Annotated in this window: 16 protein-coding genes; 8 read left to right on the top strand and 8 right to left on the bottom strand. The window is 64.8% G+C overall.

Annotated features, from left to right (window positions below; genetic code table 11):
* The first annotated feature begins 26 nt into the window (after positions 1-26).
* Together HWE01_RS13185 and HWE01_RS13180 are read left to right on the top strand one after the other, a co-directional pair.
* Positions 27-251 (top strand): hypothetical protein, encoded by a 225-nt coding sequence (locus HWE01_RS13185; protein ID WP_008329347.1) that lies wholly within the window; start codon positions 27-29, stop codon positions 249-251.
* 162 nt (positions 252-413) lie between these two features.
* Positions 414-1,844 (top strand): PepSY-associated TM helix domain-containing protein, encoded by a 1,431-nt coding sequence (locus HWE01_RS13180; protein ID WP_241822044.1) that lies wholly within the window; start codon positions 414-416, stop codon positions 1,842-1,844.
* Here the strand turns inward: HWE01_RS13180 and HWE01_RS13175 are convergent, their stop codons facing one another.
* The 5 genes from HWE01_RS13175 to HWE01_RS13155 form a co-directional block, all read right to left on the bottom strand.
* The gene (locus tag HWE01_RS13175; protein ID WP_241822043.1) at positions 1,845-2,678 is read right to left on the bottom strand and encodes a metallophosphoesterase family protein; all 834 of its coding nucleotides are present in this window, start codon (positions 2,676-2,678) and stop codon (positions 1,845-1,847) included.
* Positions 2,678-3,706 (bottom strand): diacylglycerol/lipid kinase family protein, encoded by a 1,029-nt coding sequence (locus HWE01_RS13170; protein WP_241822042.1) that lies wholly within the window; start codon positions 3,704-3,706, stop codon positions 2,678-2,680. The genes HWE01_RS13175 and HWE01_RS13170 overlap by 1 nt, the downstream gene beginning before the upstream one ends.
* Before the next feature lie 23 nt (positions 3,707-3,729).
* Positions 3,730-4,500 (bottom strand): phosphatase PAP2 family protein, encoded by a 771-nt coding sequence (locus HWE01_RS13165; protein ID WP_241822041.1) that lies wholly within the window; start codon positions 4,498-4,500, stop codon positions 3,730-3,732.
* A gap of 61 nt (positions 4,501-4,561) precedes the next feature.
* Positions 4,562-5,329: a fumarate/nitrate reduction transcriptional regulator Fnr gene (fnr, locus tag HWE01_RS13160; protein WP_008329332.1), complete on the bottom strand. Its 768-nt coding sequence runs from the start codon at positions 5,327-5,329 to the stop codon at positions 4,562-4,564.
* A 218-nt stretch (positions 5,330-5,547) separates the two neighbouring features.
* Complete coding sequence (locus HWE01_RS13155; RefSeq protein WP_008329331.1) at positions 5,548-6,078, bottom strand: isochorismatase family protein; 531 nt, start codon at positions 6,076-6,078, stop codon at positions 5,548-5,550.
* Between the two features lie 108 nt (positions 6,079-6,186).
* Here HWE01_RS13155 and HWE01_RS13150 point away from each other — a divergent pair, with 108 nt between their 5' ends.
* Both HWE01_RS13150 and HWE01_RS13145 read left to right on the top strand, forming a co-directional pair.
* A complete protein-coding gene (locus HWE01_RS13150) occupies positions 6,187-7,425 on the top strand; it encodes an MFS transporter (RefSeq protein ID WP_241822040.1) in 1,239 nt (412 codons plus the stop codon).
* Positions 7,426-7,434: 9 nt separating this feature from the next.
* The gene (locus HWE01_RS13145) at positions 7,435-8,451 is read left to right on the top strand and encodes a GlxA family transcriptional regulator (RefSeq protein WP_502798439.1); all 1,017 of its coding nucleotides are present in this window, start codon (positions 7,435-7,437) and stop codon (positions 8,449-8,451) included.
* Positions 8,452-8,500: 49 nt separating this feature from the next.
* Here HWE01_RS13145 and HWE01_RS13140 read toward each other — a convergent pair whose 3' ends face one another.
* Together HWE01_RS13140 and HWE01_RS13135 are read right to left on the bottom strand one after the other, a co-directional pair.
* Complete coding sequence (locus HWE01_RS13140) at positions 8,501-8,800, bottom strand: helix-turn-helix transcriptional regulator (RefSeq protein WP_008329328.1); 300 nt, start codon at positions 8,798-8,800, stop codon at positions 8,501-8,503.
* Between the two features lie 152 nt (positions 8,801-8,952).
* Positions 8,953-9,903, bottom strand: a complete 951-nt coding sequence (locus HWE01_RS13135; protein WP_241822038.1) for a LysR family transcriptional regulator — start codon at positions 9,901-9,903, stop codon at positions 8,953-8,955.
* A 289-nt stretch (positions 9,904-10,192) separates the two neighbouring features.
* Between HWE01_RS13135 and HWE01_RS13130 the strand changes: the two genes are divergently transcribed.
* From HWE01_RS13130 to HWE01_RS13120, 3 genes are all read left to right on the top strand, one after another.
* The gene (locus tag HWE01_RS13130) at positions 10,193-10,588 is read left to right on the top strand and encodes a DoxX family protein (RefSeq protein WP_008329316.1); all 396 of its coding nucleotides are present in this window, start codon (positions 10,193-10,195) and stop codon (positions 10,586-10,588) included.
* 84 nt (positions 10,589-10,672) lie between these two features.
* The gene (locus tag HWE01_RS13125) at positions 10,673-11,533 is read left to right on the top strand and encodes a pirin family protein (protein ID WP_008329310.1); all 861 of its coding nucleotides are present in this window, start codon (positions 10,673-10,675) and stop codon (positions 11,531-11,533) included.
* 77 nt (positions 11,534-11,610) lie between these two features.
* The gene (locus HWE01_RS13120; RefSeq protein WP_008329309.1) at positions 11,611-12,489 is read left to right on the top strand and encodes a pirin family protein; all 879 of its coding nucleotides are present in this window, start codon (positions 11,611-11,613) and stop codon (positions 12,487-12,489) included.
* A gap of 117 nt (positions 12,490-12,606) precedes the next feature.
* Here the strand turns inward: HWE01_RS13120 and HWE01_RS13115 are convergent, their stop codons facing one another.
* A complete protein-coding gene (locus HWE01_RS13115; protein WP_008329308.1) occupies positions 12,607-12,894 on the bottom strand; it encodes a hypothetical protein in 288 nt (95 codons plus the stop codon).
* A 215-nt stretch (positions 12,895-13,109) separates the two neighbouring features.
* Between HWE01_RS13115 and HWE01_RS13110 the strand changes: the two genes are divergently transcribed.
* Positions 13,110-14,288: a methyltransferase gene (locus tag HWE01_RS13110; RefSeq protein ID WP_241822037.1), complete on the top strand. Its 1,179-nt coding sequence runs from the start codon at positions 13,110-13,112 to the stop codon at positions 14,286-14,288.
* Positions 14,289-14,297: the final 9 nt, after the last annotated feature.

Below are 14,297 nucleotides of genomic sequence, written 5' to 3'. Positions count from 1 at the left end.
GCCTCGCAACAAGGAGGTTTCATCTCATGTCCCAGATCTTCCCGTACAGGGGAAACGCCGTCATCCCGGAGATCAAGAAGCTCGACAACGGCAAATTCATGGCTTGCTTCGTGATTCACGAAGGCAAGGATGGCAGTGGCAAGCTGCGTTACCAGCGCAAGGCGCCCACCAATGAATTCGATACCGAAGACGAGGCGATCGCCTACATCCTCGATTTTTCGGGCGACTGGATCGACGAAAATCCCATGTGATCCCCACCGGACGCCGTATTCACGGCGCTGCAGGGCACAGGCAAGAAGAGCCGCACGGATCCCTCCGTCGGCTCTTTTGCATTGGCGCTGCGACAAATTGTCACATTCGCAGGGGCCACCGCAGGGCCTACAATCGCGACCCTGTTCTCCTGATCCATGTCGATGGCACCTGCCATCCTCCCCGCCATGACCACCACCTCCCCGCCCGCCACCGCAGCCAGCCCTACCGCCCGTACGGCCACTGCGACACCCTCGGCCCTGCATGCGGTGCTGTTGCGCCTGCACTTCTACATCGGTCTGTTCGTCGGTCCCTTCGTGCTGGTGGCGGCGCTGACCGGCACGCTCTACGTACTGACCCCGCAGATCGAATCGCATCTCTATGCCACCCAGCTCTACAACCAGAGCTCGGGCCAGGCCAGGCCGCTGGCCGAGCAGGTGGCCGCCGCGCAGGCATTCCTGGGGCCGCAGGCGCGGCTGTTCGCGGTGCGACCGGCCAGGGCCGCCGGATGGAATACCCGTGTGATGTTCAGCCAGCCCGGTCTGGGCGATTCGGAGAGCCGGGCCATCTTCGTCGATCCGGTGAGCCTGCAGGTCAAGGGCGATCTGATTGTCTATGGCACCAGTGGCGTGCTGCCGCTGCGGACCACGCTGGATTACCTGCACCGCAACCTGATGCTGGGCGAGCTGGGCCGCAACTACAGCGAACTGGCCGCTTCCTGGCTGTGGCTGGCTGCGCTGGGCGGAGTGTGGTTGTGGTGGCGCGGTCGGCGGCGTACCGGCGCCCCAGCGCGCGTAGCGCGACCGCTGAACGTGCGCCGCATCCATACGCTGGTGGGCTTGTGGATCGTGCTCGGACTGGTGTTTTTCTCGGCCACCGGACTGACCTGGTCACGCTGGGCCGGTGAGCGCGTGGGCCAGATGCGTACCCAACTGGGCTGGATCACGCCATCGGTGTCGACGCAGTTGCAGCCTGGCGCAGCGGCCATGTCCATGGGTGAGCACGCCGATCACATGGGCGCGCATGGCATGCCGATGCCGATGCCCGAGGCCGGTGACCCGGCCCGCTTCGACATGGTGCAGCAGATTGCCCGCGCCGGCGGCATCGACGCGGCCGATATCGAGATTCGTCCGCCACGTGCGGCTCACCAGGCCTGGGTGGTGCGCGAGGTGGATCGCTCCTGGCCGACCCAGGTGGATACGGTGGCCATCGATGCGGATCGCATGGCCATCACCAGCCGGGCCGATTTTGCGGATTTCCCGTTGATCGCCAAGCTGATCCGCTGGGGGGTGGATGCGCACATGGGCGTACTGTTCGGCGTCGCGAACCAGATCCTGATGGCGCTCTTCGGGGTGGCCCTGACCGGCTTGATCGTGTTGGGCTACATGATGTGGTGGCGTCGCCGCCCGGCCGCGGGCGCCAGCCTGGCGCCCTTGATCCAGGCCGTGATGCGGCTGGCGCCGGTGCAGCGTGCAACGCTGGCGGTGCTGGCGCTGTTGCTGGGATGGAGCCTGCCACTGATGGGCGCAAGCTTGTTGCTGTTCCTGCTGGTGGATGTGATCCGTTATACCCGCGCTGTCCGCGCTACGGTCTGATCATTCACCGCGCTGGCCGTCGGCGCTCTGCTCGAACCACTCACTGCCGCGTTGCACGAAGGTCTGCGACGCGGCCAGCGCAAAACTCTTCACTTCGGGCTGCCAGCCCAGTCGATGCACCACAATCTGGTGTGCCTCCACCTGCAGCACGTTGAAGGAATTGCTCTCGCCGCGGCCACGGGTGGAGGTGGCCGTGCCCGCCTGCACCACCAGGGCCGAATAACCGGGGATGTGATAACGCCCGGCGCTGCTGACGGCCGAACTGGTATGCACGTGACCGGCCAGCAGCAGGTCGGCCCCGCACAGCGCGAAGGCGCGCATGGCCGGTACCGCCTGGCCGACCAGGCCATGATGCTGCGGGCCCGGCGGCAGGTCGAAGGGGTGGTGGGTGACGATGATCTTGACCAGGTGATCGCCCACCGCGGCCAGCTCGCGCCGCGCCAGTTCGATCTGGCGATCATTGACGCGGCCATCCTGGATGGTCAGTGAGCGGGCAGTGTTGATGCCGACCACGGCGATTTCATCATCGACATAGCGCGGCTGCAGATCGGCGCTGATGTGGCGCTTGTACTTGCGCAGCGGCTGCATCAGGCGCGCGGCCACATTGAAGAGCGGCACGTCATGATTGCCCGGCACCACCAGCCGGGGGAGCGGCAGGGCATCCAGAAACTGCCTGGCCTGCTTGAACTGGCTGCTGCGCGCGCGCTGGGTCAGGTCGCCGGAGACCACCACCAGGTCTGGCTGCAACTCATGCACCTGGGCAATCAGGGGTTCGATGATCTCGGCATCGGTGCGTCCGAAATGCAGGTCCGACAGATGGATGAGGGTGCGCATCAGTTCTCCCCCAGCAATTTGTCGAGCAGTCCGGGCGGGCTGTCGTTGCCGGTTTCCGGCACCGCGGCCTGCGGCACGATCACCGTCAGCGAGACCGGACGGATGCGGTAGTGCAGCGGGGTCTGCATCAGATTGACTTCGCCATCGGTGGCCACGCGCATGCGCTTTTTATGGGTCTCGATGTGGATCTCGCTGCAGGTCAGCACGTCGAAGTCCTGCGCTTGCTGCAGGCGTCCGAACAGCGCATGCAGGGCCAAGCGCAGCAGGCCCCAGCGTCCGGTGCGGTGGCAGACGTAGAGACTCAGTTGGCCCTCGGTGAGGGTGGAGCGCTTGCCGATGTCCAGGCCGCTCATCAGGTATTCGTTGTTGCCGATGAAGACGAAGGGCGTGCGCCGCCAATGTTCCTTGCCATCGATGGACAGCCGTACCCGCAGGAAGGGGTAGCGCCGCAGCGCCCCCATGGCGGCCCAGGTGAAGGCCAGCCATTTGCCCCGGCCCAGGCGCGCCTGCTGCTTCTCGCGTTCGCGCACGATGTCGGGATAGAGACCCAGGCTGGAATTGTTGATGAAGGGCGCGCCATTGACCTCGCCGCTGTCGACCTTGAGCCTGCGCCCGGTGGCGATGTTGGCGATGGCCTCGTCCAGCGTCAGCGGGATGTTGAGGTCCTTGGCGAAGTGATTCAGCGTACCCAGCGGCAACACGCCCAGCGCACTCTGGCAGTGCGGATCAGCCAGCAGGATCGAGGCCACCGCATTGACGCTGCCATCGCCACCGCCCACGGCGACTACGGCGATCTTGTCGCGCACGGCAGTGCGCGCAGTCTGGAGCATGTCTTCGCCGCTGCGTGCCAGATGCACCACGGCGTGCAGGCCATGACGTGCAAATGCCTCGGTGATATGGGCCGCCAGTTCTTCGGCGTGGCCGCCCCCGGCGCGGGCGTTGATGGCGGCTACCACGTCAGGGCGGCTTGCCGGGTCGGGATGGCCATGGTGGGTGGGCAATGCCTGGGTCGTGTCTTGTTCTGTCATCCGCGGGGAGTGGGAAGGTGGTTTCAGAGCCCGTTGGAGCGCGGCTGCGCGCAATAGTGCCGCTGCCATGTGAACACCACGGTCGTCCACAGCGCGAACCAGGCTGTACCCAGCAGCATCGCACCCAGCACGTCGCTCAGGAAATGCGCTCCCAGGTAGACCCGGCTGAAGGCGGTCAGCGCCACCAGCAGCAGGGCTGCGCCGAGGACGGCGGCCTGCACGCCGCGCTCGCCGGTCTTCAGGCGTGCGCCGATGGCCGCCGTCACGCCCGGCTGGTTGAGCAGGTAGGCGGCCAGCATGGCGTAGAGCAGGGTGGCACCGATGGTGTGTCCACTGGGAAAGCTATAGCTGTGCAACACCAGGATGGGGTCCTCAAAGCTGGGACGCAGGCGCGCGAAGATGTGCTTGAGCGTGAAATTGCACAGCATGCCGCCGGGCAGCACCAGCAGCAGGTCGGTGACCCAGGCCCAGCGCTGTTTGCGGACCATGTGCCAGAGCAGAAGTCCACCCATGACCAGCACGCCGATGGTGCCGTGCAGACGCGTATAGCCGAGCACCAGTTCGGTCAAGGGGGAGAAGGCATGCTGGTTGAACCAGTCTGCCAGTTGCTGATCCAGGCGCGTAAGTTCTCCCTTGCTGCTGACCTCATAGGCGATCAGCGCAAACAGCATGGCCGTGGCCAGCACGGCCATCAGGCCCGTGGTGAGCGGCAGTCCGAGGTGGTGGTCACGCGCCATGCGGGCGCGCAGGAAACGCTGGAGGGAAGGAGCGGAAGAAGAGTGTCGTTCTGTCATCCGGCCATTCTAACCTCAGCCCCCCGTGCCCCGGCAAGGGGCCGGGGTGGGGCCGGTCAGATCAGGCGCAGGGATCGTTGCCCAGCGCGATGGCGCGCAGGGCCGCCAGGTCGCACAGCTCGACATCGCGGTGGTTGACCTCGATCACGCCGGTCTTCTTGAAGTTGGTCAAGAGCCGGCTCACGCTCTCCACGGCCAGGCCCAGGTAGTTGCCGATTTCCTCGCGGGTCATGCGCAACTGGAAGCGGGTCGAGGAATAGCCCCGGCTGGCATAGCGGGACGACAGATTGAGCATGAAGGCGGCCATCTTCTGCTGGGCGGTCATGCTGCCCAGGGTCAGCATGACGCGTTGCTCGCGCGAAATCTCCAGGCTCATCATGCGGTGAAACTGACGCAGCAGGGTGGGCATGTCGCGGAACAATTCTTCCAGGCGCGTAAAGGGGATTTCGCAGACTTCGCTGTCTTCCAGTGCCACGGCTTCGCACAGGTGGTGGCCTGCGCCGATGGCATCCATGCCCAGCAGTTCGCCGGCCATCTGGAAGCCGGTAATCTGCTGGCCGCCATTGGTATTGCCCTGGAAGGTCTTGAAATGCCCCAGGCGAATGGCATAGAGCATGTCGAACTTGTCATTGAGGCGGTACAGGCTCTCATCGCGCTTGACCTTGCGGCGGCGGTTGATGACCTGCTCCAGTCGCTGCATGTCGCCCTGGTCCAGTCCCATCGGCAGGCACAACTGGTGCATGCTGCAGGCCGAGCAACTGGCGCGCAGCGCGTGCAGGGTGAGCGGAGGCGGCGACTGGATGGGCGTGTGGGCAGGTAGGCTGGACATAAGCGTTGGATTTTCCTCTATGTTGTGGCGGCGTCGGCTGGCCAGGGTTTGGCGTGATGATATGTGATTGCGCCACATTGTCATGCAGCTGCGCAGCTATTTTTTCCCTACTTTTACCACAGTTCTTGCCTGCAAAACGCATCTGCGGGGCGAGCAACCGAAACTTTCATCGTTTCCGTCATTGACTTGTTTTTTGGTTACGCCTGTCATCGATTGCTTCACTTCACCATTGTCAGCACGGCGCGAAACTGCGGATGTTCGCTTTCGCGCAGCCATTCATAGGCCACCATTTCCAGTGTCACCGGGGTGGCACCGGCCGCGCGCAGGCGGTCGAAGGCGGCATCACGGTCCTGCGCACGGCGTGACGCGCAGGCGTCCAGCAGAGGCAGGACGCGGTAGCCCTGTTGCAGCAGTGACAGCGCAGTCTGCAGCACGCAGATGTGGGCTTCGCAGCCGGCCACGATGATCTCCCGTACCACCGGGGGAATGATCGGCAGCAAGCCGTCCGCGCAGGCGTCGAAATGCTGCTTGGACAGGGTCTGGTCGCACAGGCGGGCGATCTCCGGATGGTTGGGGCCCAGCTTCGCGGGCATCTGTTCGGTGGCTAGTACCGGTACCCCCAGCAGCCGGGCGATACTGGCCATGCGCACCAGCTGCGCCAGCATGGCCCGGCCTTCGTGGAGGGCAGGCAAAAGTCTTTCCTGGGGGTCGATCACCAGCAGGGCCGATTGATGGGCATGGATCAGCATGAAAGTCCTGTCATGTGGGGTTGGCAGAAATTGACGGTCTTGTGTCATTGACGCCAAACGGGTGGGAATCCGACAATTTTTCCATCATTGACCCTCCGGAGCAAATCCATGCTTTCCTGCTTGTCTGCCGCAGCGCGCGATGGCCGCCGCAACGCCGCCGTGCTGGCCGTGTGCCAGGGCCTGTTCACCTGCGCCATCTCGATCGACCTGACCCTGACCGCGCTGACCGGCTGGCAACTGGCCCCGGACAAGGCGCTGGCGACCCTGCCGTTTGCCCTCATCACGGTGGCCGGGGCGGTGGTGACCTGGTTTGCCGCCTTCCTGATCCAGCGCCTGGGACGTCGCTGGTCCTTCGTGCTGGGGGCAGCCAGTTGCTGTATCGGCGGGCTGATTTCGGTGTGGTCGGTCTGGCATGCGCAGTTCTGGACCTTCTGCGTGGGGACGGCGCTGGTGGGGGTATTTCAGGCCTTTGCGCAGTATTACCGGCTGGCCGCCGCCGATGCGGTCGAAGAGACCGCCAAGAGTCGTGCCATTTCGACGGTACTGGCCGGCGGCGTGATCGCGGCCCTGATCGGTCCGGCCCTGGCGGCCTGGAGCAAGGACTGGTTTGCGGCAGCGTTGTTTGCCGGTGCCTATCTGGTGGTGGCGGGCATGGGACTGTTGTCGGCGCTGGTGCTGCTGCTGTTCTATCGCGACCAGGCCGGGCCGGTGGCGGTGACCTCAGCGGAGGACCTGACCCCGGCGCGGCCGCTGTCGGCCATTGTGCGGACGCCGATCTTCATGGCCTCGGTCGCCAACAACGTGGCGGGCTCGATGGTGATGATGTTCATCATGACCGCGGCACCCCTGGCGGCGGTGGCCTGCCACCATGGCATCGACGACGGCGCGGCCATCATCCAGTGGCACCTGGTGGGCATGTACGCGCCGTCCTTCTTTGCCGCACGCCTGATCCAGCGCATGGGCCTGGGCTCCGTGCTGCTGGCAGGACTGGGCATGAACCTCGGCTGCGCCCTCATCGCCATGTTCTCGACCACGCTGCCAGCCTTCTACGTGGCCTTGCTGCTGCTGGGGACAGGCTGGAATTTCATGTTCGTCGGCGGGACCACGCTGCTGGCGCAGTCCTATGCTCCCTCCGAGCGTGCCAAGACCCAGGGCCTGGCCGAGCTCATGCGCTATGCCGCCACTGCGCTGGCCACGCTGGGTGCCGGCCCCTTGCTGGCCCGCTTCGGCTGGGAGACGCTCAATACCGCCATCCTGCCGGTGCTGCTGCTGTCGGCCCTGGTCACCTTGCGCTGGATGTGGTCCCGACGTGCCGCGCAGACGGCACTCGCGGCGGGTCTGCGCTAACATCGGAGCATGAATGCCATGACCCCTGAGCTTACGCCCATGCCGTCTCCGCTCCCTGTGCGCAACGTGGTCCTGCTCGCCTATGACGGCATGAATCTGCTGGACCTTTCCGGTCCCATGCAGGCGCTGGCCACCACCAACCGCCTGCAGGGGGGCGAGATCTATCGCCTGCACGTGGCCTCGGCCGGAGGGGGCGCGATCCTCACCAGCGCCGGCCTGCCGGTGCTCACGCATCCTCTGTCCTCGCTGGATGGCTTGCTGATGGCTGATGGCCTGCATACCCTCATCTCTCCCGGGGGCAGCGTGGGCGAGCGTTTTTGCATCGATACCGCCCTGGTCGCGTGGATACGCCAGGCCGCGCCGCGCGCGCAACGCGTCTGTTCAGTCTGCACCGGTGCGTTCCACCTGGCCGAGGCGGGTGTACTGGATGGCCTGCGCGTGACTACGCACTGGGCTTCGGTCCAGGAACTGCAGCATCGCTATCCGGCGTTGCAGGTCGATGGCGAGCCGATCTATATCCGTCAGGGGCGGATCTGGACCTCGGCGGGGGTGACGGCCGGCATCGACCTGACGCTGGCGCTGGTGGAACAGGATCTTGGCCATGCCGCTGCCATTGCGACGGCACGGCAACTGGTGATGTTCATCAAGCGTCCGGGCGGTCAATCGCAGTTCAGCACCTCGCTGGCCTCGCAGGCCGCCGGGGCGGCACGCTTTGCCGAGCTGCATGCCTGGATCGCCGGCAATCTGGAAGCGGATCTGCGCGTAGAGAACCTGGCGCGTCAGGCCAACATGAGTCCGCGCACTTTTGCCCGTCTGTATGTGGCCGAGACCGGCCGTACGCCGGCGCGCACGGTGGAGTTGATGCGGCTGGAGGCGGCACGCCGGGCGCTCGAGGAAACCCGCCTGCCGCTCAAGCGCATCGCCAGCCAGTCCGGCTATGGGGAGGAACAGAACCTGCGCCGGGTCTTCCTGCGCCAGCTGGGCGTGAGTCCGGGGCAGTACCGAGAGCGCTTTGCGGCAGCATGATTCCTGTGGCTGCGCACGCCCTGCCTGATCATCCAGACATGCAGCGGCATTACCAGGAACCGTGTTTGCAGGACGCAATACAGGCAGTCGCAGCAGGTTCCGCTACGTCGTGCAGGGGCTGCTCGGCAGCGTGGACATGCAGTCTGAGACCGGCGCCCAGGATCGACAGCAGCAACAGCATCCGCTCCACGCTGACGGCCCCCGGATTGCCTTCGATCTCGGCGATACGCGCCTGGCTCACGCCCACGCGCGCACCCAGTTGTGCCTGGGTCATGCCCTGCTGCTTGCGCAGGGCGCGCAGATGCTCGCGCAACTGGGTCGACAGACTGATCGGAAAATCGTTGACCATGGAGACTCCCTCAAGACAAAGATGTGGCAGGGGTGGCACTGAGGTCGGATTTCCTGAGGCGTGGCTGCCGAGGAAAATATAGGGTGAATACAATAAACCGCAATATAAGAATAGTCTTGTTTTTTGTATTTATCGGTACAACCCGATAAATTCTATTTATCGTCTTTGACTTGTATTTCGTGCTGCGGCTTGTTGTCGGGAGACAAGGCAGTCAGTGCCGCCAGCGAATCCAGCCACCACGACAGCGCCGGACCGGCCGGATGGTCGGGCTTGTAGACGCACTGGATGGGCAGTTCGGTCCCTTGGGGCGGGTGATGGATGGTACTGATGCTGACCAGCCGTCCATTGTCCAGATCGCTGCTCACCACATGCAGCGGCATGTTGCCCCAGCCCATGCCGGCCCGCAACAGGGCGTGCTTGGTACCGAGATCGCTCATGCGCCAGGTCAGCCGTGAATGTACCGAGAAATCCTGGCGCGCCGTCAGTTCGCTGCGGTCGGACAGCACCAATTGGGTTTGCTGTTGCAGCAGCTTTTCGGAAATGCGTCCCTTCACCCTGGCCAGCGGATGGTCCGGCGCGACCACCGCCACCAGCTGCACGCTGGGCAGGGTAATGCGCAGCAGGTTGGGCGGCGTGGTCGGCAGGGTCCCGAGGATGCCCAGCATCGAACGCCCATCGATGACGCGTTCGGCTACGGCGCCCAGGGCCTCCACCTCCAGTCGCACCGTCACCGCCGGGAAAGCCTGGCGAAAGCGCTGCAGCAGGTCCACCAGGCAATCGGTGGGAAAGAACACATCCACCGCCAGCGACACTTCAAGCTCCTGCCCGCGTGCGTAGGAACTGGCCCGCACCTGCAGCGAATCGACATGATCCAGCACCTGCCGCGCATCGGCCAGCAGAGCCGCCCCCGGACTGGTCAGCTGCGGCCGGTAGCCGCTGCGGTCAAACAGCAGTACCCCGAGCTGCTCTTCCAGCGTGGCGATGGCATAGCTGACGGCTGACTGAGCCCGCGACAGCTTGCGCGCCGCAGCCAGGAAACTGCCGCTGTCGGCCACCTGCACGAAGACCCGCAACTGATCCAGCGACAGACGTTCAATATTCATGGGGCTCCCGCCATGGTATGGAGTGACGAAGTGCTCACTATATCTAAAATTTAGATCATGATTATAAAAAGATAATCAGTTTTATCGGAAGCCGAAGTTGCCTATTCTGTCGTCACTGGCTGCAGCGAAGGCCGTAACGGGCGCAGCATGAAGCGAGGAGCCGGTTCGATGATTGGCATCGGCCAACATCGGGCAATATCAGGCAACATCGGGCAACAACAAGATTGAAGGCAGTACGGCATTACAACTCAAACACAAGGTCGTTCACCCAACACTACAGAGGCTTACCATGATCACGCACTACAACACCTTCCGCATTGGCCGCGTTCTGCTGGCTTCCCTGTTCGTCATTTCGGGCATCTTCAAGATTGTCGGCTTTGCCGGCACCGTCGCCTACTTTGGCAGTCTGGGACTGCCGGTCCCGACCCTGGCCGTGCTGGTCACCATCCTGGTGGAAGTCGGCGGTGGTCTGCTGCTGATGACCGGGCGTGGTTTGCGCCCCGTGTCGCTGGTGATTGCGCTCTTCACCGTCGGTGCGACGCTCTCGGCCCACCATTTCTGGACGATGGAAGGCGCAGCTGCTCAAGGTCAGATGATTCACTTCCTCAAGAACGTGGCCCTGATCGGCGCGCTGCTGCTGGTGTCCTCGATCGACCCGCAAGCCCGGCCGGAAGAAAGCCGTTGAGCCTGACGGCGCAGCGTTGCACCCATCACCAATGATTGACCGGTCCGCCCCCACGAAGGGCGGGCTTCCCAAGGAGAAACAAGCATGAGCACCCCCTACACCCGTCAGATCGAACGCCTGGTCAATGGCATCCCTACCCAGGATGGCGCCGGCGTGAGCCTTACCCGCGTGCTGACCCACGACCTGCAACGTCGCCTGGACCCGTTCCTGATGCTGGACGCCTTCCACTCCGACGAGCCCAGCGATTACCTGGCCGGTTTCCCCGACCATCCGCATCGCGGCTTTGAAACCGTGACCTACATGCTGGCCGGTCGCATGCGCCACCGCGACAATGCCGGTAACGAAGGCTTGCTGGAGCCGGGTGGCATGCAGTGGATGACGGCCGGCCGCGGCCTGGTCCACTCCGAGTTGCCGGAACAGGAAAACGGCCTCATGAGTGGTTTCCAGCTGTGGGTGAACCTGGCGGGCAAGGACAAGATGACCGATCCCGGCTATCAGGACATCCCGGCGGCGGGCATTCCCGAGACCGAGCCGCAGCCTGGCGTGAAGGTACGCGTATTGGCCGGCAGCGCCTTTGGTGTGGCCGGAGCGATCCATCGGGAGACCACCGAGCCGCTCTACCTGGACCTGAAGCTGGAAGCCGGCGTGACGCTGGATCTGCCGATCCCGGCCACGCACAATGCCTTCCTCTACGTCCATGAAGGCAAGCTGGCCGTGGGTGCCCAAGGCAGCGAGACCCGTGCCGCCGAGGCCGGGCGCATGGCGGTGCTGTCCAACGTGGCCGGTGCGGCCGGGGTGACGGTGCGCGCCGAGCAGGCCAGCCACTTCCTGCTCATTGCCGGTAAGCCCCTGAATGAGCCAATCGCACAGTGGGGTCCGTTCGTGATGAATACCCGCGAACAGGTGGAAGCGGCCATCGACGATTTTCGCGCCGGTCGCTTCTGAATTCATCCATCCCTACATCTACATTCCAACCCCGGCAGGCGGGTCTCAAGCAGAGCCCGCCGCCCCAGGAGAGCACCATGAGCAATATTGTTCACCAGATCCACGGCCTGACCCGCGACATCGGTTTCCCGGTCCGTCGCCTGCTACCCGCGGCGGCTGCACGCACGGTCGGTCCCTTCGTCTTTTTCGATCATATGGGGCCGGTGGAATTCGATGCCGGCACGACCGAGGGCGATGTCCGTCCGCACCCGCACATTGGCCTGGCCACCGTCACCTATCTGTTCTCCGGCGCCATGATGCACCGTGACAGCCTGGGCGTGGTCCAGCGCATCACCCCGGGAGCCGTCAACTGGATGGCCTCGGGACGGGGAATTGTCCACTCCGAGCGCATTCCCGACGATATCCGCGAGCAGAAGGTGCCCGTGCACGGGCTGCAGATGTGGGTAGCGCTGCCGGCCGGGCAGGAGGACAGTGAGCCGCTGTTCCGTCATTACGCCTCGCAGGACATGCCTGAAGCCCAGGTCGGCGGCGCCCGGCTGCATGTGCTGGCCGGTTCGGCCTTCGGTGTGAACTCGCCGGTCATCACGGCCAGTCCGACGCTGTATGTGGCCGGCAGCACCACGCAGGGCGGTGAGCTGGAGATCGCCCCGGAGGTGCAGGAACGTGCGGTCTACGTGGTCAAGGGTGAGGTGATGCTGGACGGCGAGCGCATGGAGCCGGGTACGCTGGCCATTCTGGCGCCGGGTGCGGTCGTGACCTTGAAGGCGGTGGGAGAGACGGTCTTCATGATCCTGGGCGGGGCCCCGCTGGATGGGCCGCGCTTCGTGTGGTGGAACTTCGTGGCCACCTCGCGGGAGAAGATCGAAGCGGCCAAGCAGGCGTGGAGTGGCCGTGACAAGCGCGTGTTCCCGGATATTCCGGGAGAGACCGAGTGGATTCCGTTGCCGGCGCATTGAACGCATCTGGTCGCCCATCCGAACTGCATCCGGCAGGGCTCAAAACAACACCGCCTGGCCAATTGCTGCGGCAGGCGGTGTTGGGAACAGACATGTCGGCCAGCAGAGGCCGGTCGATCAGATCAAGCCGATGATGCGCCCCATCTCGGTGATGTAGGGGCTGTCCTTCAAGACCTGGTTTTCCAGGCTGTCGGCAGCGCGGCGCAGGGATTGCCAGGTGTCGCCGACTTCGCCGGCATGCGGCTGCGGCTGGCTCAGGTGTTGCCGCAGGCGGGCGATGTCATCGCGCAACTGGTCGGCTTCGGTGCTGCCGGCGGGCAATTTCTGCAATTCCGCCTCGAACTGGCCGACCATGTCCAGCAGGCGCTGGTGGTCGAACGCTGGGGTTTGCATGGGCTCGCTCATGGATTCTCCTTCGGTGATGGACCGGCTCCATCATAGGCGCATTGCGCCCGGGCCGGCAAAAAAAGGCGCCGGGGTTTGCCCGGCATCAAGTTCTGCCATTTGGCCGCGGGCACAGGCGGGAAGTTCCGGCAGCGCTGCGATGGCGCCATGCTTTGTTACACTGGCGGCTGTTTTGGCGCGCCGCTTCCTGCGTCGCCCTCGCTGACCCCTGATTCATGACCTTACACGACGATACCCCACCTTTCATCAGCTGGACCTCCGGCGCTACCCCACAGCGGCTGCGCTGGCACTCGGAGGCCGGCAATGCGCCGCCCCGTCGGGTTGTCGAGGCCGATGACCAGATCGCCGCCGACGCGGCCTACAAGCTGGCCTGCGAGGGTACCGGCCTGCTCTGGCGCGGCGACTTCCAGAACGCGCGACAACTGCTGCAAGCCCTGGGGCGCCGGGTCGACCGCGCCCGCGAGCGCAGCCAGGCCAAAAGCAAGGCCAGACCGGCTAGCCCGGACAGCCCGGCACAAGCCTTCCATCATCATCGTCAGATGCAGGCGCAGCGCGCACACATCCTGGGCATGTTGCTCATTCCGGTCGATCCCGGCTTCGTGGTGCCGCTGCGCCGCGCGCCCGCGCTGCAGGCGGCCTGCAGCGAAGCCTACGGCACGGCGCTGCAGGGCGAGTCGTTTGCGGTCTCGTTGCGCGAGCTGCAGGGCTTGATCGGTGCCCATGAGTGGCGCAAGAAGGGGGTCGAGATCGGCGCTCTGGGAGGGCGCATCCACCCCTGGTATGGCGTGTTCTCCCCGGTACGGGGCGAATACGTGGAGCTGGTGGCCCAAGCCCCTTTACCCTCGACCGAACTGGCCTTCGATATCGGCGTGGGCAGTGGCGTACTTTGCGCCGTGCTGGCCCGGCGCGGCGTGCGCAAGATCGTCGCCACCGACATGGACCCCCGTGCCCTGGCTTGTGCCCGCGAGAACCTGCAGGCACTGGGCGTACTGCCCCAGGTGACGCTGCAAGAAGCCGACCTGTTCCCGCCCGGCCGCGCCCCGTTGATCGTCTGCAATCCGCCCTGGCTACCGGCGCGGCCCAGTTCACCCATCGAGCACGCGGTCTATGATCCGGACAGCCGCATGCTGCTGGGCTATCTCAATGGCCTGGCCGAGCACCTGACACCGCAGGGCGAAGGCTGGCTCATCATGTCCGACTTCGCCGAACACCTGGGTTTGCGCGCGCCCGGCATGCTGGACCAGGCCATCACCCGGGCCGGTCTGGAGGTGGTGGCACGGCACGACATCAAGCCGCGCCACGGCAAGGCGATTGACCGTGAGGATCCCCTGTACGCAGCGCGCAGCAAGGAAACCACCAGCCTGTACCGCCTGCGCACCCGCGCGAGCGCCTGAACCGATCTG

It is taken from the genome of Herbaspirillum sp. C7C8 (assembly GCF_022627875.1).
Classification (GTDB): domain Bacteria; phylum Pseudomonadota; class Gammaproteobacteria; order Burkholderiales; family Burkholderiaceae_D; genus Herbaspirillum.
Note: the sequence above shows the minus strand (reverse complement) of the source record. Positions and strands in the feature narration are given on the sequence as shown.